Annotated in this window: 18 protein-coding genes; 5 read left to right on the forward strand and 13 right to left on the reverse strand. The window is 63.0% G+C overall.

The window, feature by feature from the left end:
- Nucleotides 1-126: 126 nt before the first annotated feature.
- On the reverse strand, nucleotides 127-1,227 hold the full coding sequence (locus V1290_RS13365; RefSeq protein ID WP_334364830.1) for a S1C family serine protease: 1,101 nt from the start codon (nucleotides 1,225-1,227) through the stop codon (nucleotides 127-129).
- 322 nt (nucleotides 1,228-1,549) lie between these two features.
- Here V1290_RS13365 and ftsH point away from each other — a divergent pair, with 322 nt between their 5' ends.
- Nucleotides 1,550-3,391: an ATP-dependent zinc metalloprotease FtsH gene (ftsH, locus tag V1290_RS13370; protein ID WP_334364831.1), complete on the forward strand. Its 1,842-nt coding sequence runs from the start codon at nucleotides 1,550-1,552 to the stop codon at nucleotides 3,389-3,391.
- A 22-nt stretch (nucleotides 3,392-3,413) separates the two neighbouring features.
- Here the strand turns inward: ftsH and V1290_RS13375 are convergent, their stop codons facing one another.
- Nucleotides 3,414-4,289 carry a dihydrodipicolinate synthase family protein gene (locus tag V1290_RS13375; RefSeq protein ID WP_334364832.1) on the reverse strand — a complete coding sequence of 292 codons (876 nt, stop codon included), beginning with the start codon at nucleotides 4,287-4,289 and terminating at the stop codon, nucleotides 3,414-3,416.
- 401 nt (nucleotides 4,290-4,690) lie between these two features.
- Here V1290_RS13375 and V1290_RS13380 point away from each other — a divergent pair, with 401 nt between their 5' ends.
- Nucleotides 4,691-6,436: a hypothetical protein gene (locus V1290_RS13380; RefSeq protein ID WP_334364833.1), complete on the forward strand. Its 1,746-nt coding sequence runs from the start codon at nucleotides 4,691-4,693 to the stop codon at nucleotides 6,434-6,436.
- A gap of 41 nt (nucleotides 6,437-6,477) precedes the next feature.
- Nucleotides 6,478-6,888 (forward strand): hypothetical protein, encoded by a 411-nt coding sequence (locus V1290_RS13385; protein ID WP_171583683.1) that lies wholly within the window; start codon nucleotides 6,478-6,480, stop codon nucleotides 6,886-6,888.
- On the opposite strand, the gene V1290_RS13390 is transcribed toward V1290_RS13385, so the two are convergent.
- Complete coding sequence (locus V1290_RS13390; protein ID WP_334364834.1) at nucleotides 6,889-8,988, reverse strand: BTAD domain-containing putative transcriptional regulator; 2,100 nt, start codon at nucleotides 8,986-8,988, stop codon at nucleotides 6,889-6,891. It abuts the gene before it with no gap.
- Between the two features lie 39 nt (nucleotides 8,989-9,027).
- Nucleotides 9,028-10,368 (reverse strand): YcaO-like family protein, encoded by a 1,341-nt coding sequence (locus tag V1290_RS13395; RefSeq protein ID WP_334369015.1) that lies wholly within the window; start codon nucleotides 10,366-10,368, stop codon nucleotides 9,028-9,030.
- An 89-nt stretch (nucleotides 10,369-10,457) separates the two neighbouring features.
- On the opposite strand from V1290_RS13395, the gene V1290_RS13400 reads away from it, so the two are divergent.
- Nucleotides 10,458-11,012, forward strand: coding sequence for a hypothetical protein (locus V1290_RS13400; protein WP_334364835.1), 555 nt, complete (start codon nucleotides 10,458-10,460; stop codon nucleotides 11,010-11,012).
- A 191-nt stretch (nucleotides 11,013-11,203) separates the two neighbouring features.
- Here the strand turns inward: V1290_RS13400 and V1290_RS13405 are convergent, their stop codons facing one another.
- The 5 genes from V1290_RS13405 to V1290_RS13425 form a co-directional block, all read right to left on the reverse strand.
- The gene (locus tag V1290_RS13405) at nucleotides 11,204-11,650 is read right to left on the reverse strand and encodes a helix-turn-helix domain-containing protein (RefSeq protein WP_334364836.1); all 447 of its coding nucleotides are present in this window, start codon (nucleotides 11,648-11,650) and stop codon (nucleotides 11,204-11,206) included.
- Nucleotides 11,651-11,712: 62 nt separating this feature from the next.
- A complete protein-coding gene (locus V1290_RS13410; protein WP_334364837.1) occupies nucleotides 11,713-12,069 on the reverse strand; it encodes a hypothetical protein in 357 nt (118 codons plus the stop codon).
- Between the two features lie 243 nt (nucleotides 12,070-12,312).
- On the reverse strand, nucleotides 12,313-13,953 hold the full coding sequence (gene pgm / locus V1290_RS13415; protein WP_334364838.1) for a phosphoglucomutase (alpha-D-glucose-1,6-bisphosphate-dependent): 1,641 nt from the start codon (nucleotides 13,951-13,953) through the stop codon (nucleotides 12,313-12,315).
- Between the two features lie 97 nt (nucleotides 13,954-14,050).
- Nucleotides 14,051-14,305 carry a DUF3551 domain-containing protein gene (locus V1290_RS13420; RefSeq protein WP_334364839.1) on the reverse strand — a complete coding sequence of 85 codons (255 nt, stop codon included), beginning with the start codon at nucleotides 14,303-14,305 and terminating at the stop codon, nucleotides 14,051-14,053.
- Nucleotides 14,306-14,377: 72 nt separating this feature from the next.
- The gene (locus V1290_RS13425) at nucleotides 14,378-16,021 is read right to left on the reverse strand and encodes an ATP-dependent acyl-CoA ligase (protein ID WP_334364840.1); all 1,644 of its coding nucleotides are present in this window, start codon (nucleotides 16,019-16,021) and stop codon (nucleotides 14,378-14,380) included.
- Nucleotides 16,022-16,222: 201 nt separating this feature from the next.
- Between V1290_RS13425 and V1290_RS13430 the strand changes: the two genes are divergently transcribed.
- The gene (locus tag V1290_RS13430) at nucleotides 16,223-17,845 is read left to right on the forward strand and encodes an AMP-binding protein (RefSeq protein ID WP_334364841.1); all 1,623 of its coding nucleotides are present in this window, start codon (nucleotides 16,223-16,225) and stop codon (nucleotides 17,843-17,845) included.
- A gap of 22 nt (nucleotides 17,846-17,867) precedes the next feature.
- Here the strand turns inward: V1290_RS13430 and V1290_RS13435 are convergent, their stop codons facing one another.
- From V1290_RS13435 to V1290_RS13450, 4 genes are read right to left on the reverse strand one after another with little or no spacing between them, the layout of a single operon-like run.
- Nucleotides 17,868-19,025, reverse strand: coding sequence for an ABC transporter substrate-binding protein (locus V1290_RS13435; RefSeq protein ID WP_334364842.1), 1,158 nt, complete (start codon nucleotides 19,023-19,025; stop codon nucleotides 17,868-17,870).
- 27 nt (nucleotides 19,026-19,052) lie between these two features.
- Nucleotides 19,053-19,838 (reverse strand): cyclase family protein, encoded by a 786-nt coding sequence (locus tag V1290_RS13440; protein WP_334364843.1) that lies wholly within the window; start codon nucleotides 19,836-19,838, stop codon nucleotides 19,053-19,055.
- A gap of 27 nt (nucleotides 19,839-19,865) precedes the next feature.
- A complete protein-coding gene (locus tag V1290_RS13445) occupies nucleotides 19,866-21,107 on the reverse strand; it encodes an SDR family NAD(P)-dependent oxidoreductase (protein WP_334364844.1) in 1,242 nt (413 codons plus the stop codon).
- Nucleotides 21,104-22,282: a thiolase family protein gene (locus tag V1290_RS13450; protein WP_334364845.1), complete on the reverse strand. Its 1,179-nt coding sequence runs from the start codon at nucleotides 22,280-22,282 to the stop codon at nucleotides 21,104-21,106. Before V1290_RS13450 ends, V1290_RS13445 begins: the two co-directional genes overlap by 4 nt.
- Nucleotides 22,283-22,355 lie beyond the last annotated feature (73 nt).

Below are 22,355 nucleotides of genomic sequence, written 5' to 3' on the forward strand. Positions count from 1 at the left end.
TCGGATTGAGCGGGGTTTTAGCGGTTTTTCGCCGCGAGACAACTATTCAGCCCGCTGCAACAAGAGAGCCAGCGCTGCGGGCGCGAGCACCGCAGCGGGGCACGATTCTGCCTTCAGAGGGGACTATTAGCCGCGGCCGATATCCACGATATCGACGTTGACATCGCGCGTTTCCGAACCGCGTTTCAGTGTGATGCGGACGCTCTTGCCGGCGCCGACCTGCTCGATCTGGTCGGTCAGGTCGGAGAGCCGGTGAACCGGCTTACCATCGGCTTGAACGATCACGTCGCCGAGCGCGCCCGAGTTGAAATCGACGCCACGGATGCCAGCCCGTTCGGCCGGACCTCCGGGCGCGGTACGCACGACGATCACCCCTTCGACGCCCATGCGCGTCGCAACGGCTTCGCCGGCGGCGACGATCCCGATTCCAGGGGTCGGCACCCGACCATTCTTGATGAGTTCGGGCACGATACGATTGACGATATCGGCCGGAATGGCGAAGCCGATGCCGGCGCTGGAGCCGGAGGGCGAGATGATGGCCGTGTTGACGCCGATCAACCGTCCCGCCGAGTCCAAAAGGGGGCCACCGGAATTGCCGGGATTGATCGCGGTGTCGGTCTGGATCACGTTGGCGATCTCGCGACCGCTGCTGGTCGGTAGCCGCCGCTTGAGCGCGCTGATGATTCCGCTCGTCAGCGATTGATCTAGTCCGAATGGGTTACCGATCGCAAATGCAATTTGGCCTACCTTGAGGTCGTTAGAACTGCCAAGCGCCACCGGCGGCGGCAACTGGCGCGGATTCCTGATCCGCAGCACCGCCAGATCGTAGTTCGGTGCAACGCCGACGATTGAAGCCTGGGCCACCTCGCCTGAGGCGAAGCGAACGGCTACCTCGCGGCCATTTTGCACGACGTGATTGTTGGTGACCACATGACCGCTACTGTCCCAGACAAAGCCCGTGCCGGAGGCTGCCGGGCCCGAGGTTGCCGGGCTTTCGTCTTCGGCGAAGGGATTGGCCACGGCGGATCGTGCCGCGACCTGCACGACAGACGGCGAGACCCGCTCGAAAAGCTCGATGTTTGCGCGCTCGGCGTCAGACAGTGGGCCCCGCTGGTCGACGCTGCGGGCGACTGTATTGGTCCACGGGCTGTAGCGGATATTGGAGACGGTCAACGCCACCAGTACGGCTGCGATGGCGGCTAATGAAAGCGCGAAGCGACGATTCATCGATCACTCATTTGATATCGCGCAAAGCGCGATGCGGAAGATTAAGCAGGCCGGGCATCATCACCCACCAAACGTCCTGGCCGGACTAAAGTTTCTGAACTTTCAGAGACTTAATCATACGGCAAAATCGGGCCGGTTGACGTGATTTATGCATGACGGCTCGTCGCGCAAGCGGCGCGGCCTTGAAACCAAATCCTGCCATTCTAATTGTTCTAAAGCCGCAGTCCGTCATTGCGCCGCCGGTCCTGATCGGGCGCCTGGCATGGCCATCAGGCAAAGGTCCCGATGCGGCTTCCTGCGACAGGGCGTCCGGAGTTGCGAGATGAACAACAAGACGCGTTTCAATATCGGATATGCGATCGCCGCGATCTTTGCCGTCTTCATCATCCAATATTTCGTTTCCACGGCGAGCCAGATCGCCATCATTCCCTACAGCGAATATCAGCAATTGCTGAAGCAGGGAAAGGTCGCGACCGTCGGCATCTCCGACCGCACCGTGCAGGGCACCTTGAAGGAGCCGCTGTCCGGCGGACAAAAGCAGTTCGTCACCACGCGCGTCGATCAGGAGACCGCACAAGAGCTCGAGAAATACAACGTAAAATTCACCGGCCAGATCGAGAGCACTTTCCTGCGTGACCTGCTGTCTTGGGTCATGCCGGTGCTCCTGTTCTTCGGTCTGTGGTGGTACATCGCCAGACGCGCTGCAGAAGGCGGCGGCCTTGGCGGCGGGCTGATGGCGATCGGCAAGAGCAAGGCCAAGATCTATGTCGAGTCCAATACCGGCGTGAATTTTTCCGATGTCGCCGGTGTCGACGAAGCCAAGGACGAACTGCGCGAGGTCGTCGACTTCCTGAAAAATCCGACCGACTACGGACGGCTCGGAGGGCGCATGCCCAAGGGCGTGCTGCTGGTCGGTCCGCCCGGCACCGGCAAGACGCTGCTGGCCAAGGCGGTGGCCGGCGAGGCCAAGGTGCCGTTCTTCTCGATTTCAGGTTCGGAATTCGTCGAGATGTTCGTCGGCGTCGGCGCAGCGCGGGTGCGCGACCTGTTTCAGCAGGCACATCAGAAAGCGCCTGCCATCATCTTCATCGACGAACTCGACGCGCTCGGCCGCGCCCGCGGCATCGGGCCGTTTGCGGGCGGCCACGACGAGAAGGAGCAAACGCTCAATCAGCTTCTCGTCGAACTCGACGGCTTCGACTCGCGCTCCGGCCTCGTCATCCTCGCCGCCACCAACCGGCCGGAAATCCTGGATCCGGCGCTTCTGCGCGCCGGTCGCTTCGACCGCCAGGTGCTGGTCGACCGCCCCGACAAGAAGGGCCGCACCGAAATTCTCAAAGTTCATATGAAGAAGGTGCAGCTCGACTCCGGCGTTGATGCCGAGGCGGTCGCTGCACTGACGCCCGGTTTCACCGGCGCCGACCTTGCCAATCTGGTCAACGAAGCCGCGCTGCTGGCGACACGGCGCGGCGCCACTGCCGTCGCAATGACCGATTTCAACAACGCGGTCGAGCGCATGGTCGCGGGGCTGGAGAAACGAAACCGGCTGCTGAATCCGAAGGAGCGCGAGATCGTTGCCTATCACGAGATGGGGCACGCCTTGATCGCGCTGTCGCTGCCGGGCGTCGATCCCGTGCACAAGGTGTCGATCATCCCGCGCGGCGTCGGCGCGCTCGGCTATACCATCCAGCGCCCGATCGAGGATCGCTTCCTGATGACCAAGGAGGAACTGGAGAACAAGATGGCGGTGCTGCTCGGCGGCCGGGCGGCGGAGTTGATCGTGTTCAGCCACCTGTCCACCGGCGCCGCCGACGATCTTCGCCGCGTCACCGACATCGCCCGCAGCATGGTGACGCGCTACGGCATGTCCGAAAGACTCGGCGGCGTCGCCTACGAGCGCGATCCCGGCAGTTTCCTGGCCGGCGCCGATCGGCCCTTCCCCACGCGCGAGCGCGATTATGCCGACGAAACCGCTGCGGCAGTCGACGAGGAGGTTCGCGCGATCGTCGATCGGGTGTTCGACCGCGCGCAGGGCATCCTGCAGGCGCGCCGTGCGATCCTGGATCGCGCGGCGAAAAAACTTCTGGAGAAGGAAACCCTGGAGCAGAGCGACCTCGAAGCGCTGATGCGCGAAACGCCGAAGGAGGCGCTGCGGGCGATCTAGCCATGCTCGCAAGCTGCTGCGCTTATCCGAGATCGCGCAGCGCCGCCTCGACCACCTTGCGCTGCTCGGCCGTCAGCGCCACCTGCGGCGGGATGGGATCGCCGACCGCGTAACCCTGGATGTCGAGTCCGGCCTTGATGCAGGCGGCGAGGTTGAACCGCGCAAAAGCCTCGTTGATGCGCCACAGTTTGCGCTGCAGCGCCATCGCCTCATCCCAGCGCGCCGCCTTGCAGAGTTTGTAGAGCTCGACGCTCTGCCGCGGGATGATGCAGGCAGGACCGGCCATCCAGCCCACCCCACCGATCAGCATCACCGCCGCGGGGATATGGGCGGATGCGGAGAACACGCGGATCGCCTCGCCACAGCGGTTCATGATCGACAGTAGCCGGCCGGTATTGGTGGAGGCGTCCTTGATGTGGCCGATGCGCGGATGGGTCGCGAGCCGCGCAATCACGTCGAGCGTGAGGTCGGAGCGCTGGAATTGCGGATTGGTGTAGATCACGACGGGAATGTCGACCGCGTCGGCGATGGCGCGGAAATAGGATTCGACCTGCGCGTCGGCGACCGGGAAGTAAGCCTCCATGATCGCGAGAATGCCGTCGGCGCCGAGCTTCTGATACGCCTTCGCCTGCGCCACCGCATCTGCCGTCGATGTCGAGGCGACGCCAGCGATCACCGGCACGCGGCCGTTCGCGGCTTCGATCGTAGTCTGCACGAGGCTGGCACGCTGCGCCTGGTTGAGATAGGCGAACTCGCCGGTCGATCCCAGCGGCGTCAGCCCGTGCACGCCCGCCTTGATGAGGTCGTCGCACAATCGGCCCAGCACCTCGGTGCGAATTTCGCCGGAAGCATCGATCGGTGACACGAGATAGGGAAAGACGCCGTGGAAGTCAGCCATGGAAGGAAAGCGCCTCAAGCGGGAAGTATATGCCATGGCTATCCGGAATGCCGGTCCAAGGCAATGTTTCGCAAACATCACGCCGGGTTTGCCTTCACTTGCGTGCCTTGATGCAGGTATCGAGCGCGGCAGCGCACACCGCTCCTGATACGACAATTATCACCGCGAGCATTGGCCGAAATGGCGCGCCAAGGGTGCTGCCTCAATCAGCTTCACACGCGCTTCTATGCCAGCCGCCACTGGTCATGCCGCCGCGTCACCAATCGTGAAACAGGCGTGAGCGGCCCGCAGAATGACCAAAAGATGTCCACATATGTCCACAGGTTCTAACGATTTAACTCACGATTATTTCACGACTTTCTTTCCAATCTCGCCGCATTGATCAAGCGAGAGCAGTTCTGATGGCTGTGCAGAAGGTCGCCGACGCATCCTCGTTCCGAACTTCAGAACTCGATACGCGCGCCCCTATTTCGTCGGCAACGACTCCCGGCTTTCGTCATTTCTTCGGCACGCCCGCTCCGTCGCAGCGCTTCCGCGCCTTCGGTATCGATCCGCTCGAGTCGCCGTCACACCATGCAAAGCTTCGCGGATTGATGCATCGCCTGTCGCGGCGAATGGATGCTGCCATAAAATGGCCGTCACATCAGGTTCGATCACTGGAATATTGGGAAAATCCCTGCATCCCCTCGGGCTATACCTATCTGCTGCAGTTCATTGCGCATGATCTGGTTCACTCGGCGATTCCGCTTTCGGTTGCGGGAGGGCTCGGCCGAGGGACGACCAACGCCCGCCGCACCCCGCTTCGGCTGGAGACGCTGTACGGCAGCGGCCCGGTCGGATCTCCGCACATCTATGCACTCGACGCGCCGAATGACGACCGTCGCACCAAGCTGCGGCTCGGGCGAATGCGCTGGAAGGAAAAGCAGTCGGCGACCGGCTGCCCATTTCGCGATATCGCACGGACCCCCGCCGAGAACGTGACGGGCATTGATCGCAGTATCAAGGGTGTCCGCGTTGCACTCACTGAAGCGCTAGTCGCCGATCCGCGCAATGACGATCACGCCGTGATGTCCCAGCTCACCGCGTTGTTTGCGCTGCTGCACAACGGGCTCGTCGATATCATTCGCCGCCGCGAAGGCGAAGCGGGGCCAAACGGCCAGTTCGGCGCCGCCTACAAGCGCTTCCTGTGCGCCCGCGGCGCATTGACGGCCATCTATCACAACATCATCCGCAACGACCTGATGCGACGGGTGATTCATCCGGCGATCTACGCGAGCTACTGCGGGCCTGCCCCACACTTCATCGACCGTCTCGCATCAGGCGAAGGTCTTGCGATCGGAGATTGGGAAATTCCGTTCGAGTTTTCGCACGGCGCATTCCGCTTCGGTCACGCCATGGTGCGACCCGAATACCAGATCAACGACCTGTCGCTCCATGATCTCAACAATACGCTTGAAAAGAGCTCGGTAAACGACCCGGCAAACATGCCGCTCGACGAGACCTGGATGGTGCAATGGTCGCGCTTTTTCGAGATCAACGGCTCGACGCCAAATTTGAGCCGCCGCATCGGACCACATCTCAGCGATGGGCTCGGCAATGACCAGATCTTTCCGGCGTTCGACGAGACGGAACGGGTCGGCCTGCTCTATCGCGACCTGCTCGGCGCCGGCCTCGCCGGCATGTGGTCGGTAGATGCACTGATTGCCGAGATCAGCTGCAGGCGGCCGCAGTTCATCGCCACGTCGCGCCTGCTTGCCGACCGCGCCCACCGTGTCAATCAGCTTCGCGAATGGCTCGTTTCGACACCGGCCTACGGCGCGCTCACGGACGAGGACATTGAAACCCTTTCGAACGATCCGCCGCTGCCGTTTTTCATCCTGTTCGAGGCGATGCAGCAGACGGAGGGCCTGCAACTCGGGCTGCTCGGTTCGATCATCGTATCGGAAGTGATATTCGGGGCGCTCGCGAGCGTCCCGCAATCGACCGGCGGAGGCGGCGCGCTCGTCGATCAACTGGATCTCGTTTCCCGCGAATTTTACCTGACGAACGTACTTCAGGACATTCCAGAGATCTCAAACATGGCGCAGTTGGTGGAGTTGACTACCGAAATTGCTGAGCTGCAGCAGGCCGTGCCTGCATTTTTGTGAGCGGAATTGTCCGTCTCGCGCAACCCGGAGGAGTAGAAACTATGGCCCTCGAAAGAATGCAAGTGACCAACCATGAGCGCTGGGGCAACCTCGTAAAGACCTGGTCGACGGGCAAGAACTATCTTGACGACGATAACGAATACCCGATCCCGACCACCGTCGAGGAGTTCAAGGAGCAACTCGCCAAGGCGCAGGTGTTCATGACGGTGCCGGATCGCTATACGAAGGTGAAGTTCGTTGAGCAGCAGATGGACACAATCGTGGTGCGCTTGCCGCCCGCCGTGGCGATCGCGGATTCCGAAGAGAAGCTCAGCAAGCCAGGCGCAACCTACCCGCTTCCGCCGTTCTACAAGCGGCTGTTCAACGGGATGGATCCGGTGATTCCGGAAGCCGACAAATTCAAGGTGCATGCCGAGCGTATCGGCGACTACACGATCAGCTTCTGCGCCTAGTCAGAGCTGGCCGATCTCCCCGACAGGAAGCCCTGCGCCGAGCAAGCCTCGACGAAGGGTTTCCTGTCGCTCTCGCACGCTAATCGGGTGAGCCTGCATGACCCACCGCACGACAGCCTCGTCGGTCGGGGTCGATGTACCGATCCAAAATGAACGTAATCCATTCACGAAGCGCTGGGCTTCTTCGCGCGCCTTCCCCAACTCCCCAAGATAGAACAGCGCAGCGGTCCGCCATGCGGGTAATGTCCGCCCGACGCTATTGGCGCGATCGCAGGCCTCGACGGCGCCTGCGTAGTCGCCGCACAGAAAACGAATAGTGCAATGATAGGCCCATTCAAGATAGGAAGGCGCAGGTGAGAGCGTCAGCGCTTGATCGGCCCTGAGCCGGGCCTGCTCGATTGATCCGCAGAAGACCTCATAGTGAGCGCTCGACAGCAACGTCCACGGGTCATTGTCATTGAGCTCGCAGGCAAGCGCCATGTGCGGCGCAGCTTCGGCTTCCCGAAGCGCCATCACATAGGACCAGCCGCAGCACAGATGCGCCCTGGAATCGACCGGATCCAGTTGAACGGCGGTCTTCGCCAGTTCAACAGTGGCCTTGGCCTTTTCGAGATCGCGAAAGATCCCGGGATGCACCAGATGCTCGATGTTGTTCATCTGCACGAGGCTGCTGTAGCAGGGCGAGAAGCTCGGATTGTCGCGGATCGCATCGCGAAAAATGGCGACTGCCCGCCGCCAGCTTTCGGGATCGAACTTCGACATGAGGTTCTGTCCGCGCAGCCAGCGGTCATGCAGGTCGAGCGATACGTCGGGCTCACCGGCCAACCGCATCAACCGTTCGGTCGAGAGCTGCACGTTCAGGGAGGTGGCGATCCGGCGGATGATGCGCTGCTGTGTTTCGAACCAGTTGCCGAGGCCGAGTCGGAAGCTTTCGCTCCAGACGTAAATCCCGGTGGTATCGTCCCGAAGCACCATCACGATGTTGATTTCGGCACCCGCCTGGTAGGCGGTGGTCTCGATACAGTATTGCGGAGACGTACCCGCCGGAAGCACGAGGGCCGCCGGAGGACGATCGACGACGCTCCATTCCCGGAAGCGCACGAGACAGGCAGCGAGATGCTGGGAGAAGCCCTGCACCAGATGGCTGTGGTCCTCGTCGACACCGTGCATCGCAAAGGGCCGCAGCACCAGGCGCGTCTTGGCAGGTGCATTGACCGGTGGCGCCATCGGGACTACCGGCTGGGGGGCGGTCCCTCTGACCATCCTGACAGCGAATTCATCATTCGCTGCCGATGCGGCCCGATCGGCCGGCGCGCGCTCCAGAATGCCGAGCTTGATGTTCGCGACGAGTTCTTCGGTAGCCGACGACGGCTCCATGGCGTAGTCGCGATCGAGCAGGTCCCACAGCGCCTTGTAGATGCGCAGCGCGCCGGCAATATCGCCTTCCTCCGCATGCGCCCGCATCAGATAGCGGCAGGCGTATTCATGGGTCGGATCGAGATTGACGATCGCGGCCGCAATCCTCTTTTTGGACTCGGCGGCTACGCTTGCGGAGGTCAAGCCCTCGTCGAGATTGCGCATCAGCCGTTCATGGATGGTCTGCCGCTTCGCCAGCACCCAGACCCGGAACGACGGGTCGAGATCGTCCATTCCTTCGAGCAAGCGCCCGTCGAGCTGCGGGGTATCGAGCAGCAGCGGGTGAACGCGTCCGCCTTCGGCGAGTTGAATCACGCTTTCGATATCGACTTCGATTCGTCCAACGTCGAGGCCGATCAGGAGCCGCTCCGCGACAAAGCCGTCATAGCCGGCCTCCTCGAACATCGCCCGCAGTTCGCGGACGACCTGCCGCAACGAGGCACGCGCCTTTTCCTCGTCGGAACGGCTCCACAGCAGGCCGACCAGCCGCTCGCGGCTCTCCTGCTTGGTCTCCAATAGCGCAAGATAACTAAGGACCGCCCCGGCCTTGCGGGTTCGCAGTTCGATCGGACGGCCGTTGAACCGCACGCCGAGCCGGCCGACCAGCGATACCGACAGACGCGGAGCGCTTTCGGGCGCCGCCGCGGCATTGTCTGATGTCATGGCGTTGGCACTGGCCGGCATGAAACGGTTTCCGGAACCGGTTGGTTAATTCCCGCCACTCTATATCAAAGGGACACCCCCGGTATAGGTTGCGCCGCCTCCACTCCCCGCCATCGCATCCTGCAGCCTGGCCGTGACGATTTCGGATGGCTCGAGTTGCAGGCCCGGGGCGATCACGCGGACCACTGGAATGGCGAAACGCTGGCGCGTGAGTTCGAGGTAGAATGTTTCGATTCCGAGCTTTTCCAAACGCTGTACGATCAATCCAAATATGACGCTCGCTTCAGTTGCGGCAAGGGACAGGTGGGCCGCGCACTCTGCGACCGGCTGCAGCAATCTGCACTCGTCGGCGTTGATCGCTGCGCGCTGCAGGTGGATGCGATCCTGTGCGTTGAGCGCGTCATCGCCGCGTTCCCTGCGTTTGGTTGCGACGACGATGTCGGCCAGTTCGAGCTGGCACATTTCGAGAATCGCCGAGCGAACTGCGGCCTCGAGGGACGGCCGCGCGGCGAGGCCGAAGGCGAAACCGGAACCGTCCGCCCGGCAGGAGACCGCCGCGACGCAGGGCACGCCGATATCCGTCGTAATATCGAGCAGCCATGTCCGGCGCAGCATCGGTGCGCCATCCCGAAGCTGCCGCAACAAGCCCTCCGCTGCGATGCCCGCTTCATGCTGCGGCGGAATCGATCGCGGCAACTGACCGCCTCGCCACCACAGGCTGGCAGCATCGCGCTCGATCAACTCCAAGAGGCCATGCAGCGCTGCGGCGTCTCGTGACGGACCGGCGGCCGATCCGATGCTCAGCGGGAACGGCGGCGCAAACTCGCGTTGCGCTGGCGGCCGCCGCAGGCAGATGTCCGCCGGAAGCAACACCTCGCCGCCGTCGGTCAGTCGCGTTGCGCGACACCAGGAAAGCGCTCGCTCCGGTTGCATGCGGCGTTCCGAAACGGCAGCGACCAACTCCAGCGCCTTCGGCCCGAGCTTTCCGGCCCAATCGTCGACGCCGGGTTTGAGCAACAGGTCGGTTCCGGTCTGCAATTGAGAGAGGTACTCGATGCCCTCGCCGATGCAGCCCTGAAACGCTTCCCGCAACGTCAGACCGACGCCGGAAACGCCGACTATCGGGCTTTCCTCATGCAAGGGATCGGCAAGCGCTGGATCGAATTGTGCGCCAAAGCTGATCAGGCCTGGCGCATCGGGCGAGGCCATTTCGAACACGCGCGCAAATCGGGAAGCAGCGATCAGCAAATGAGCGCGATTCGCGAGCTGCGAATCAATCCCGTTGCTGGATTCTTCGGCATATTCCAGCGCCTCAAGGATGAGTCTGGCATCGTGATCGCCGGCTGCGTCCACATCGTTGCCAAGAAGCAACGATGCAGCGCGCGCGAACAATTTCTGCATCGAATTTTCGGTACCGCTCACGGTGACCTCACGACTTGACGTGCAGACTCCGGACGTGAGGCCAGTCCGCCCTCGCCCTGGAGGAACTTATGCTCGCGAAAGCCTTCGTCATAGCCATGGCAGCAGATATTGCTCGATCGGATTACGCCAAGCCGACCTTGATTCGCAGCCGCAGCCGCGAGTGGCTGATCGCCTGCCGTTGGGGACCGGAGGGTGAATATCTTTCGATTGCGACAGCCGGCCCGATCACGGAGCCTCTCGCATTGGTTGCACCGCAGGCGATCGCGCCAATCCACAGCCTGGTCGGCTTGCTGGTTTCCGAATCGGAGACGCAATCCACCAGCACATTCCTGCTGGTGCGCCAGTTGCCTGCTGCGATCGAGCTTGCCGGCACGTTTTTTCCGGCCGACGGATACGTGCTGCTGCAGGATCACGGCGATGTCCATCTCGTCTGCAAGACGCGCTATTCGCATAGCTGCGGCTGGCTCGACGGCAAGGAGATCCGCAAGGACATTCCCGATCCGGCACCCTATTCGGCTGAGGCGATGTCCTGGCATATCGAAGCAACGCGCCGTGACTGGATCGGCGAGTTCATTCCCGGCAGCAGGCCGCCGGAGCGGTTTGCGATTCGCGCGACCGGCTGAAGCCGCGAGCGGACTAGAGCCTTTCGGTTCTGATTTAATCAGAACCGGGCTCTCGATTCTTGTTTTGACGCGTTTTCTTAACGTGAACCGGTATCCACCCCGGATCAAAATCCGGGGCAGGCTTTCGCTGGAAAACGCTCCAGCGGCAGAAACGGGGCGGCACGAGGTTGCCGCACGTCTTCTACGAAAGACTATCCTCGCGAGGGAAACCTCCGTCGATCGCCGCGATCGACAGTATTCAGCCGCGCAACCGTGGCCTTCGCCCCCGCCGTTCGATCGCCGATGCTTTCAACCAGCTTGGCGACGCAACGCCGCACGCGTGGGGGCGTTCGTGCATAGGCCTTGAGAACGCGCAAGGCGCCCGGCTCGGCGAGCAAATGAACCGGTGAATTCAAGCCGGGAGATCCGGGCCGGGAAGATTCGAACAACTCACCGACCGAAACGTCGAGCACGGAAGCGATTTGCGCCAACCGGCTGGCACCAACCCGGGTGGCGCCCCGCTCGTATTTCTGCACCTGTTGAAAAGTGACGCCGATGCGTTCCGCAAGCATGGCTTGGCTGATGCCACGGTTGACGCGAAACAGGCGAATCCTGACGCCCACCATCGCATCGAGCGGGCCTGACTTCCTCGTCGCCATCGGCAGGCTCCCCAACTATTCAAGCTGGGAGATTCTAGCACAACCTCAGGGAGACGCAGGTGCTAATTTGCGATCCTGGGAAGCAATTTTATCCGCTTCTCCTCGGTGACATGCTCGATGGTCAACCGGCCTTTCGGGTCGATCGCCGCCTTCATGGCCGGCGGGTGACCGGTTTCAAGGAAATGTTGCAGGGCGGCACGGCTCTCATCCGGGAGCGCAAACAGCCCGCGCATTAATTCAAAGAAGCCAGGTTCTTCCGCGACATAGAGCAGTTCCCGCAATTCCGCGCCGGTATACTGCCCCAACGCCGTTACAAGCCATTCGGTTTGGTCGTTCGGATCGCTCTCCGGCACGCGATTCAGATAGTAGACAACCGATTCCGCACTCATTTCATCCCCCGGTACCTCGCGATAGCTCACAGGCCGCCCGTTCGGTACGGCTTTCTGGCAGCTAACTCCCGAGCCTAACACTGCGTGGGCTCTCGTGATTTCAGCGTGATCGCAAGCGCAACGGTGACCTGAAATTCCGTTGCCAGGTTCCAGGCTGTGCCGAACTGGTGCAGCTTTGGGCAGCCAGGCGCAATATGCAATACTCTGCCGCCGTTCGGCGGCGGTCTGGCATTTACCCGTTACACATCTTCCAACCGCCTCGCGGCGTGGCAGTCAGAAAGCCTTTGCTATGGCCCGCTGGGCATCCTGCTGAATCGTCTTCAGGTGATTCTGGTCCCGAAAACTCTCGGCATAGATCTTGTAGACGTCTTCGGTGCCCGATGGCCGCGCGGCGAACCATCCCACCTCGGACTCCACCTTGATGCCACCGAACGATTGATCGTTACCCGGCGCCCGGGTCCGAATCGCGCTGACCGGTTCACCGGCAAGCTGGTGCATGTTGAGCTGCTCCGGCCCAAGTGCCTTTAGCGCGCTCTTCTGTTTGGGCGTCGCCGGCACGTCGATCCGCTCATAGAAGGACACGCCGAGCTCGGCGGTCAGGGCGGCAAACTGCTGGCTCGGATCGCGGCCGGTGCGACCGAGCATTTCGGCGGCGAGCAGCCCCATCACCATGCCGTCCTTGTCGGTCGTCCAGACCGAGCCATCGCGCTTGAGGAACGATGCGCCGGCGCTTTCCTCGCCCGCGAATCCGAAGCCGCCGGTGCCAAGGCCATCGACGAACCATTTGAAACCGACCGGGGTTTCGACCAGCTTGCGGTTCAGCTTTTTCGCGACACGGTCGATGATCGAACTGGAGACGATGGTCTTGCCGATCGCGGCCTCGCTGCCCCATTGCGGCCGATGCGCGAACAGGTACGCGATCGCCGCCGCGAGAAAATGGTTCGGATTCATCAGCCCGCCGGTGCGGGTCACGATGCCGTGCCGATCGGCATCGGTGTCGTTGGCGAAGGCGACGTCGAACTTGTCGCGCATCTGGATCAGGCTTGCCATCGCGAACGGCGAGGAACAATCCATCCGGATCTTTCCATCCCAGTCCGCCGTCATGAAGCGAAACGTCTGGTCGACGGCGTCGTTCACGACAGTTGCGTTGATTCCGTAGTGCTCGATCAGCGGCTGCCAGTAGTGAACGGCGGCGCCGCCCAGCGGATCGATCCCGATTCTCACGCCGGACGATTTGATCAGCGCCATGTCTACGGCATTGCCGAGATCGGCGACATAGGGACGGATGTAGTCGTGCAGATGCGTCGATGGCGCCTTGCGCGCACGCTCATACGGCATCCGCGCAACGCCCTTCATGTCGGCTTCGATGTAGGTATTGGCAGCCCTCTCAACCTTGGCCGTTACGTCGGTATCGGCCGGGCCGCCATGCGGCGGGTTATATTTGTACCCGCCATCCTCTGGCGGATTGTGCGACGGCGAGATGACAACGCCATCGGCAAGTCCGCTCGTTCGCCCCTTGTTGTAACTCAGGATTGCATGCGAGATGACGGGCGTCGGCGTATAACCGCCGCCCTCGTCGATCATGATGTTGACGCCGTTGGCGGCAAACACTTCTACCGCGCTCGCCAGCGCCGGCTCGGCCAGCGCATGGGTATCGATGCCGATGAACAGCGGACCGGTCAGTCCCGTCTCGCGGCGGTGATCGCAGATCGCCTGCGTCGTTGCCAGGATATGATTTTCGTTGAACGAGTTCTTCAACGACGTCCCGCGATGGCCCGAGGTGCCGAACGCAACACGCTGGGTGGGATCGGACGGATCCGGCTTCGACGCAAAATAGGCCGTTATCAACCGCGGTACGTTGACGAGGGAGGCGGAATCGACCGGTTTGCCGGCAGCGGGATTGGGGGCAGTCACATGACCTCACGGGATGATGGTTTCGCCGGATTATAGGTGCAAGCCTTGGCTTGGGCAAAATCGGGCGTCACGTCTGCGACGCCAGCCGATGCCACCTTTAGTAAACGCCGCGCTGCCGGGGCGGTTTCCTGACGCCTTGCGCAAAGTACGGATTGTTCAAACATTGGGCCGCGCGGCCCGAAGCAGACGCGGCGCACTGCTCCAGCGAAGCAAAGCTGCAGTCGATATGGCCGCCACCGATGGCATAGGTTTGCAGGCAAACCGGGTAGTTTGGATCATAGGCCTGGGCGCATGCGAGCGCGGGCGCCAAGACCGCTCCAAGCGTCAGAATCGTCCAAGCCAATACGCGCATTGGGAGCTCCTTCGGGACAACCGATCTGAAGAACGCCGTGAAGCAAGCGACGCACCAAGGCCGCGCCTGATTTTAACGACGCAATTTGTATCCGGCGGCATCGCGGTCCCAGGTGTCCGGAGTCTTCCCAGCCTCGCGCAGCGCGGCCTTGCGTATCTTGCCGTTCTCGGTCAACGGCATCTCGGTGACGATCCGGACAAAGCGCGGAATCGCGAAATAGGCCATCTTGCCCTCGCAATGACTGATGATCTCGACAGGATCAAGCGTCTGGCCGGTTTCGAGCTGGACCGCCGCCGCAACCTCGTCCTCGCCGAGCTCGGACGGCAGCGGATAGATCGCGCAGGCAGCGATCGCCGGATGCTTCAGCAACACCTGCTCCACCTCCCAGGACGAAACATTCTCGCCGCGCCGGCGGATCGAGTCTTTCATTCGGTCGACGAAGCGATAGTGGCCATCCGCATCGCGCACGACCCGGTCGCCGGTGTGAAACCACCGATTCCGCCAGGCTTCGGCCGTCTTGTCGGGCATTGCGAAATATCCCGTCGCAAACGCGAGCGGTTCGCGCGCGCGTAACAACAGCTCGCCGGCTTCACCGTCAGGCAGGGGTTCGTCCTCGGAGCTGACGATACAAGCCTCCACGCCTTCGACGAGATAGCCCATGGTGCCGGGGCGATCGGATGGGATCGTGCCCGCGAACACGAAATTCGTCTCGGTCGAACCGTAACCGTCGAGCAGCGGCACGCCAAAACGCTCGAGGAACGGACCGTGAAATTGGCCGGGCACGCCGCCACCGAGCGCTACACGCACGAAATGCGCGGTGTCGTTCGCTGACGAGGGCTGTGCCAGCAACATCACGGCCATCGCGCCAAGGAGATAACCGACCGTTGCCTGATGTCGGCGCGCCGCGGCCCAGAAACCGGAGGCGGAGAATTTCGGCTCGAGCACGTAGGTGCAGCCGTTGAGGAGCGCCTGATAGAACGCGTTCAGCGCGTTGGTGTGGAACAGCGGCAGCGTCGTGAACAGGACGTCGCCGTCGCGAATGTCGAGCGCACGCGCCGAATAGACGCCCCACCAGAACATCTGCGCCTGCGGGCAGCAAACGCCCTTGGAAGGACCTGTGGTGCCCGACGTGTAGAGGATCGCGACCGTGTCGCTTGGCTGCACTGGCGCGGGCGGCGCTCCTTCGCCGAGCGCCGGCAGCGGCGAGATCGATCCGGGCGCGAGTGGAGACGCGACACCTTCGTCGATTGTCCAGACAGTATCCGGCGGCGCGACGTCGCTTTCCAGCGTGTCGATGGCGGGCATGAAGCACGACTCGATCACCAGCAGATTCGGCGTGGAGTTGCGCAGGATGTGGCTGAGCTGGATACCGCGCAGCGCGGTGTTGATCGGCACCGTGACGGCGCCCATCCAGGCGCAGCCGAGATAGATTTCCAGGAATTCCGGTCGATTCGAGCACATCAGCGCGACGCGGTCGCCGGCGCGAATTCCGGCCTGCATCAGGCGCGCGGCCGACGCAGCGGCGATTGCAGCCGTTTCAGCATAGCTCCATCGTGTTTCGCCAAAGACAAACAGGGTGCGGTCACGGTACCGCGCGGCTTGCCGTGTCAAAATGGTCGAGAGAATTCGATCCGCCGGCGGAAAACGCTCAGCCGCCTGCGGCCAGATCGACCCACCCCGCCGCTGCCCGGCCGCGCCACTATCACCTGCCTGCATACGCACCTCCAAGGCCCAACTCCAAGGCCACTTCCAAGACCACTTCCAAGCTTCGCCGGGCTGGTCTGCGATAGATCGCTATTGGCCAGCAATATAGTTTAGGCTTAAAGTATTCGACGAAGACCGCTGCAGCAAGCGCTGCATGCGGACTTCCGCCTACCTGCGTCCGGCGGCAGGACATGAATGGGAGCGACGCTCGCAATGAGTCTCAACATTCCGTATCGATCGCCATCCGATGCTTTCGCCGCCACGGCTGCAAGGCGGCCGGACGCACCATTCCTGCTGGCGCCTGCGAGTGCGCAACTGCCCTACGCACCAGAAGGTTTCAAGATCGAATACGGCGCCTTTAGGTCCGAGGTCGAGCGTCTGCGTGCCGAATACGCGACCGCCGGCTACGGACGCGGGGCGCGGGTCGCCTTGCTGCTCGAAAATCGTCCGGTCTTCTTTCTCCATTGGCTCGCGCTCAATGCGCTCGGGGTTTCGATCGTTCCGATCAACCCCGACGTCCGCTCCGATGAACTGTCCTTCCAGCTTGAGTTGTCGGAGGCCGACCTGCTCGTGGCGACGCTCGATCGCATCCATGTGACTAAAGATGCGGTGCTCGGCCGCGCCCGCCTGATCGATACCGATAGCCGCATTCCACCGTGCCAGACGAACGTCAGCGCCCAAAGCCCCGAGTACAATGATGAATGCGCGCTGCTGTTCACTTCAGGCAGCACCGGCAAGCCAAAGGGCTGCATGCTCTCGAACCGCTATTTTCTGCAGGTCGCCGACTGGTACCTCGCGCAAGGCGGCGTGGCAGAGCTAAGGCCGGACCGCGAGATCAACCTGACGCCGTTGCCGATGTTTCACATGAACGCGCTCGGCTGCAGCGCCGTCGGCATGATGGTGCTCGGCGGCGCTGTGGTGCCGCTCGACCGCTTCCACGCCACTCGCTGGTGGCAGTGCGTGGCCGATAGTGGCGCCACCGTCGTGCATTGTCTGGGCGTCATCCCGGCCATCCTGCTGCAATTGCCTGTAACTGAAGTGGAACGGCAGCATCGCGTGCGCTTCGCCTTCGCGCCCGGCGTCGATGTCCGCCACCGCGCCACCTTCGAGGAGCGCTACCGCATCCCGATCGTCGAGGCCTGGGCCATGACCGAGACCGGGGGTGGGGCGGCGACGACCACCGCCCGTGAGCCCGCGGGGTTTGGCGCGCGCTGCGTCGGCCGGCCATCATCAGATATGACGTATCGCCTCGTTGACGATCAGGGCTCCGATGTCGCGCCTGGAAAGCCTGGCGAATTGCTGGTCCGCGCAAAGGGCGACAATGCCCGAGCCGGGTTCTTCAGCGGTTACCTGAAGGACGAGGAAGCCACCGAAGCGGCCTGGCAGGACGGCTGGTTCCACACCGGCGATCTGGTTTTCGCCGACGAGGACGGGCTTCTGTATTTCTTCGATCGCAAGAAGACCATCGTGCGCCGCAGCGGTGAGAACATCGGCGTGCTCGAAGTCGAAAGCGCGCTTTACATGGACACGCGCATCGGCGGCTGCGCGGTGACGCCCGTTCCTGACGATATCCGCGGCGAAGAGGTCTTTGCTTTCATTGTGCCGAACATGGAGGTTGATGATGGTGCCGCGCTGGCGGCTTCGATCGTCGAAACCTGCGCCGAGCGCCTCGCCTATCACAAGGTGCCCGGCTACGTCGCCATCCTCGACGAGTTGCCGCTGTCGTCAACGCGCAAGCTCGCCCGGGGCGAGATCAAGACGTTGGCGGCTGCCGCCGTCAGCGCCAATCGCGCGATCGACATGCGCGCGCTGAAGGCGAAGCTACGACACGCCTGAGCCGCGGGTACCGGCCCGGCAACTACGGCAGCAGCTTGTATTTCCCGTTTTCGATCTGGACCAGTATCCGCGCGCGGCCATCGACGCCGTGACGATCGGCCGGCGTATAGGTATAGATGCCGTGCGCACCGACGACATCCTTGGTCGTGAACAGGGCTTCGCGTAACGCGTTACGGAACGCCGGCGTTCCGGGCGTCGCGCCGGTCGCCTTGGCACGTTTGGCGGCATCCATGAACACCAGCCAGCCATCGAAGGCATAGGGCGAAAAAGCATCGGCCGGCGCCTCGCCATTGGCCTTCTCATAGGCCGCGCGGAATGCGAGCGCGACCTTGCGGATAGGATTGCTCTCGGGAAGCTGTTCGCCTGCCGTGACCAGCCCGGTCGGGCAGATGATGCCCTCGGCCGATTTGCCGGCAAGCCGCAGAAAATCCGCGCTGATCATGCCGTGATTGCCGTAGAGCGGCCCCTTGTAACCGCGCTCGGATAGCGCGATCACGGGCAGCGCGCCGGGCGTTCCAGTGCCGCCCAGCATGATCGCGTCGGGACGCAGGGAAACTGCACGCAGCACCTGCGCAGTGACCGAGTTGTCGGAGCGCGCATAGCGTTCGTTGGCGATCACCTTGATGTCGGCCTTCTCGGCGCTTTGCAGCAACGAGTTATACATCAGGTCGCCAAAGGCGTCGGAGAAGCCGATGAAGGCCACGCTCTTCACGTTGCGGTTCTTCATGTGATCGACGATGCCCTGGACGAGCAGCGGCGTCGGCTGCGGGGTTTGCACCACCCACGGCCCGCCCTCTCCGGCCGACACTGGCGCGATCGGTGAGACCGCTATCATCGGCACTTTCATCTCGATCGCGGCGGTCGCCATCGCCAGCGTCTGCGGCGCGCCTGACGTGCCGATCAGGAAATCAACCTTTTCCTGCTCGACCAGCTTACGCGCGTTGCGCGTCGAGGCGGCCGGGTCCGAGCCGTCATCGAGCTGGATGACGCGGACTTTTTCACCATCGATCTCGCCGACATAGGCCTGACCCGCGGCCAACCCCTTGGCGTTCGGCACGCCGATCGAGGACACCGGTCCGCTCAGGCCGGTAACAAAACCGACGAGGATTTCGGCATGCGCCGGTGCCACGGCGGCGAGCAAGAGCGCAGCGCCGATCAACAAAGTCTTTTTCTTGTTCATGATGTCACTCGATGTCGACGAAAAGGTTCAGCCCTGCCCGGGTACCAACGCAAGCACGCGCAACGGACTGCCGGAGCCATTCTGGATTTTGAGTGGCGCAGCCACGATCACCGCGCCGGTTGGCGGAAGCTGATCGAGATTGCACAGGCACTGCAGGCCGTAACGCCCGCCGCCGTGAAGGAAATGATGCGCCGGATAGGGCGGATCGAGATGCCCGGCCTGGCCGGCATCCGTCCCGATCGTCTCGGTGCCAAAGCCGATGACGCCGCGCTCCTCGACGAGCCAGCGCATCACGGCGGCGTTCGGTCCGGGCGTGTGGGCGCCGTCGTCCTTCAGATTGGCGTAGTCGCGCCAGCCTTTCTTCGACCAGTCGGTGCGCAGCAGCACCCAGTGCCGCTCCGGAATCCGCCCGTGGCTTTTTTCCCAGGCCTCCACGACCGGTATCGTCAAAAGGAAATCCGCATCCTTTGCGGCCTGCGCCGAGCAATCGATCACGCAGGCCGGCGCGATCATGTCGCGCACCGGCAGCGTGTCGACTGCGTTGTTCGGCAGATCCTTGCCGGTGAACCAGTGAACCGGCGCATCGAAATGCGTGCCGGTGTGCTCGCCGAAGCTGAGATTGTTCCAGTACCACGCAGGACCATTCGCGTCGTAGCGCGAAATCTGCTGGATGCGGACCGGCGCGGCCTGACCAAATTCCGGCGGCAGCACGATGACCGGAAAATCGGGACTGAGGGTGAAAGTCAGATCGACGACACGCACCGCGCCGGATGCAACCGCGCCGGCAAACTGCATGAGACTGTTGCTTCCCATTGCGCTTCTCCCGTCCTCACAAGCCGCCTACGCCCCCAGCTCTCGCTCGACCGCCTTGGGGTTGGCGGCCAGGCGCTGGCGAACGTCTTCGGCGACATCGCCCACGAACACATCTTCAAGCCCGCGCTTGAGCGCCGACACGATCGCGGTCGCGACCGCGCGGGGCGCGACCTTCGGTGGCGGCACTGTCTGGAACCACTCGATATCGAGCGGACCCGTGAACACGTTCACCACCTTGACGCCGCCGGGCCGAAGCTCCGCCCGCAGGCAGTGCGACAGCGACAGACAGGCGGCCTGCGACGCAGAATAGGCGCCGAACACCGGCCAGTTCGCCAGCGCATAGACCGACAGGATATTGACCCAGGCCGCAGCACTGTTGACGCCATCCGAGCCGCGCATCCGCATCGCCGGCCCGAACGCCTGCGCCAGATGCACGAATCCGAGATAGCTCTGGTCGATCTCGTCGCGCACGACGCTGGTGCCTTGACGATCGAGCAGCCCGCCGGCACGGACATGCTCGGTGGTGTTGACGAGAATATCGACCTTGCCGCCAATATCGGCCGCCAGATCGGCGACCGACTTCTCGTCGCCGATATCGAGCGGCACGATCTCGACGCCCTCCATGCCGCGCAACGCCTCCTCGCCGCGGAACGGCTTCCACGGCTCGGCGACGCCGACGAACACGATCGACGCGCCGGCTGTCTTCAGCGCAGCCACCGCTTCCTGACCGACGATGCTGCGTCCGTTGGTCACCAGAACGCGCCGGAATTTTGGATCGGCGGTCATCTCACGCCACTGCCTGTCGTCCGTCATGTTGGGAGTCTCACGTTCGGGGTGTGCGAAGGCCACGGCCTGCCCGCTCTTGTCCAGTTGGAACGACATCACGACCGGCCCGCCCTCTTCGCAATCGGCGTGCAGGTGCGTCACGAGGGTTGGCCCGCATTCCATCGCAACCAGGCCGATGCGCCATGGCGCGCGCTCGCGGAAGTGCACGTCCGCCGTGACATGCAGCGTCGTTTCGGACAAAAGCGTCCCTCGCTGCGGCGCGTCCGTGAAGGCGAGATCGGCGGAAAGGCATGCAGGGCACGCATCGCGCGCCGGATAACAGAACGTTCCGCAGGCGCCGCAGCGCTGCAGCATGAAGCGGCCCTCGGCGGCGGCCCGCGTAAACCCGTGCGAGGCGCGGCTGCGTGCGCGTGGCGGCGACGTCGGCAGCCGCGTCCGCTGCAAAGGGTTCTTCCGGCGCGGTTTGACGATCGGTTCGATCATGCGCCTGATCCCGCGAGGATCGCCGCGCCCGAAGCGAGGCCGCGATCATAGTTGATCATTCCAAAACCCGAAGCCAACCCGAGGCGTGCATCCCTAACCTGCGTCGGACCGGCCTGCCCGAGAACCTGACGCAGCGCCTCGACCACGCCGAGATAGGCGCCGCCCGCACCGGCCTGCCCGACCGAGAGCTGACCGCCGGACGTGTTGTGCGGGAAGCTGCCGTCGATCGTGAGATCGTGCTGCCGAACGAAGTCCGGTCCCTCCCCCTTCCGGCAGAAGCCGAGGTCCTCGAACTGCATCATCGAGATCACCGGATAATCGTCGTAGGTCTCGACAAAGTCGAGATCGTCAGGCTTGACGCCTGCCATTGCGTAGAGTTCATCGACATCAACGGCCCATCCGCCGCGCACCTGAACGGGGTCGTCGCCGAACGCATTGTGGCGCTCGATCGTGGCGAGAATTTTGGCGGCGGGCAGGTTCAGGGACGCGGCGACATCTTCGCCCATCACCAGGAAGGCCTCCGCGCCCGCGCACGGCATCACGCAGTCGAACAAATGGATCGGATCGGCGATCGGCCGCGCCGACATGTATTGCTCGATGGTCAGCGGCGCTTTCATCAAAGCGTTGGGGTTGCGGAGCGCATTGCTGCGCTGGGCGACGGCGATCTTGCCAAAATCCTCGCGCTTGGCGCCGAACGTTCGCATGTAGTTGCGCGCGATCAGTGCAAAGCTCGCATTGGCGCCACCGGCGCCATAGGGATAGACGGCATCCTGGTTGAAGCGCGAGAAGTTTTCCAGTGTGTAGCGGAAGGAATCGACGTGGTTGGTATCTCCAGCCACGCAGGCCACGATGCGGGCGTCGCCCGCCTGCACCGCCCGCGCCGCGCGGCGCAGCGCGGCTATTGCGCTCGCGCCCCCGAGCGGAATGGTGTCGATCCATCGCACGCAGAGGCCGAAATGCTGGGTGAGCCCGATCCCGCTGTCGAGCCCCGCCGTGAAACTCGAAACACAGAAGCCGTCGATGTCGCGCGGCGTGATTCCGGCGCCATCGACCAGCCCCTTCAGCGCGCGGCCGATCCACCACTGCGCGCTCTCGATCGAGTAGCGCACGTACGGGATCGTCACCGGAACTGCCATCACGACCCGATCGTAAGGTGTTCGGATGGAGCTCTGCATCGGACCGCCGGATTCCTGTGAGCCGTTCAGAGTACGGTCAATTTGACGTCGACGCTCGCCGCCTTGCCGTCGC

Origin of the sequence: Bradyrhizobium sp. AZCC 1578 (assembly GCF_036924675.1) — a bacterium.
Classification (GTDB): Bacteria; Pseudomonadota; Alphaproteobacteria; order Rhizobiales; family Xanthobacteraceae; genus Bradyrhizobium.

What these genes read in the sequence shown, in the direction of transcription:
- V1290_RS13365 (WP_334364830.1), bottom strand. Translation starts at nt 1,227, where the DNA reads ATGAATCGTCGCTTCGCGCTTTCATTAGCCGCCATCGCAGCCGTACTG.
- ftsH (WP_334364831.1), top strand. Translation starts at nt 1,550, where the DNA reads ATGAACAACAAGACGCGTTTCAATATCGGATATGCGATCGCCGCGATC.
- V1290_RS13375 (WP_334364832.1), bottom strand. Translation starts at nt 4,289, where the DNA reads ATGGCTGACTTCCACGGCGTCTTTCCCTATCTCGTGTCACCGATCGAT.
- V1290_RS13380 (WP_334364833.1), top strand. Translation starts at nt 4,691, where the DNA reads ATGGCTGTGCAGAAGGTCGCCGACGCATCCTCGTTCCGAACTTCAGAA.
- V1290_RS13385 (WP_171583683.1), top strand. Translation starts at nt 6,478, where the DNA reads ATGGCCCTCGAAAGAATGCAAGTGACCAACCATGAGCGCTGGGGCAAC.
- V1290_RS13390 (WP_334364834.1), bottom strand. Translation starts at nt 8,988, where the DNA reads ATGCCGGCCAGTGCCAACGCCATGACATCAGACAATGCCGCGGCGGCG.
- V1290_RS13395 (WP_334369015.1), bottom strand. Translation starts at nt 10,368, where the DNA reads ATGCAGAAATTGTTCGCGCGCGCTGCATCGTTGCTTCTTGGCAACGAT.
- V1290_RS13400 (WP_334364835.1), top strand. Translation starts at nt 10,458, where the DNA reads ATGCTCGCGAAAGCCTTCGTCATAGCCATGGCAGCAGATATTGCTCGA.
- V1290_RS13405 (WP_334364836.1), bottom strand. Translation starts at nt 11,650, where the DNA reads ATGGCGACGAGGAAGTCAGGCCCGCTCGATGCGATGGTGGGCGTCAGG.
- V1290_RS13420 (WP_334364839.1), bottom strand. Translation starts at nt 14,305, where the DNA reads ATGCGCGTATTGGCTTGGACGATTCTGACGCTTGGAGCGGTCTTGGCG.
- V1290_RS13425 (WP_334364840.1), bottom strand. Translation starts at nt 16,021, where the DNA reads ATGCAGGCAGGTGATAGTGGCGCGGCCGGGCAGCGGCGGGGTGGGTCG.
- V1290_RS13430 (WP_334364841.1), top strand. Translation starts at nt 16,223, where the DNA reads ATGAGTCTCAACATTCCGTATCGATCGCCATCCGATGCTTTCGCCGCC.
- V1290_RS13435 (WP_334364842.1), bottom strand. Translation starts at nt 19,025, where the DNA reads ATGAACAAGAAAAAGACTTTGTTGATCGGCGCTGCGCTCTTGCTCGCC.
- V1290_RS13440 (WP_334364843.1), bottom strand. Translation starts at nt 19,838, where the DNA reads ATGGGAAGCAACAGTCTCATGCAGTTTGCCGGCGCGGTTGCATCCGGC.
- V1290_RS13445 (WP_334364844.1), bottom strand. Translation starts at nt 21,107, where the DNA reads ATGATCGAACCGATCGTCAAACCGCGCCGGAAGAACCCTTTGCAGCGG.
- V1290_RS13450 (WP_334364845.1), bottom strand. Translation starts at nt 22,282, where the DNA reads ATGCAGAGCTCCATCCGAACACCTTACGATCGGGTCGTGATGGCAGTT.